Raw genomic sequence first — 736 nt, 5'->3', positions numbered from 1 at the left:
GGACGCGGCGAGCCACGGCAACTTCTTCATCACCGGCCTGACGGTGTTCGTGCTGGCCTGCTTCGTCGGCTACTACGTGGTGTGGCGGGTGACGCCGGCGCTGCCCTCCCCGCTGATGGCGGTGACCAACGCGGTGTCCTCGGTGATCATCGTCGGCGCCCTGATCGCCGCCGGCCCGGCCGGCTTCGGCTTCTCTAAGATCATGAGCTTCCTCGCCGTCATCCTGGCCAGCGTCAACATCTTCGGCGGCTTCCTGGTCACCCAGCGCATGCTGTCGATGTTCAAGAAGAAGGGCAAGTAACCATGGAAACCCTGTCCGCCCTTCTCTATCTGGTCGCCTCGGTCTGCTTCATCATGGCCCTGCGCGGCCTGTCCAGCCCGGAGACCTCCCGCCAGGGCAACTTCTTCGGCATGGCCGGCATGACCATCGCCGTGCTGACCACGCTGGCCCTGCCCATCGTCCAGTCCTACTGGATGATCGTGCTCGGCATCGCGATCGGCGGCGGCATCGGCTACGTCATCGCCAAGAAGATCGAGATGACCGCCCTGCCGCAGCTCGTCGCCGCCTTCCACTCGCTGGTCGGTCTGGCCGCGGTGTTCGTGGCGCTGTCGGCCTTCTACTCGCCCGAGGCCTACGGCATCGGCGTGCCCGGCGCCATCGCCAAGGGCTCGCTGGTCGAAATGGCGCTGGGCACCGCCATCGGCGCCATCACCTTCACCGGCTCGATCGTCGCCT

General features: G+C 66.4%; 2 protein-coding genes. Both read left to right on the top strand.

The genetic code is table 11. The features are described 5' to 3' along the window. Positions 1 to 301 (top strand): proton-translocating transhydrogenase family protein (locus tag GBZ26_RS29715; RefSeq protein ID WP_174441842.1); only part of this gene is annotated, 301 nt, incomplete at its 5' end. A 2-nt stretch (positions 302 to 303) separates the two neighbouring features. Beyond that, a partial coding sequence (locus tag GBZ26_RS29710) for an NAD(P)(+) transhydrogenase (Re/Si-specific) subunit beta (RefSeq protein ID WP_149651815.1) occupies positions 304 to 736 on the top strand: 433 nt, incomplete at its 3' end.

The organism is Azospirillum formosense, assembly GCF_013340925.1.
Taxonomy (GTDB): Bacteria; Pseudomonadota; Alphaproteobacteria; order Azospirillales; family Azospirillaceae; genus Azospirillum; species Azospirillum formosense.
Note: the sequence above shows the minus strand (reverse complement) of the source record. Positions and strands in the feature narration are given on the sequence as shown.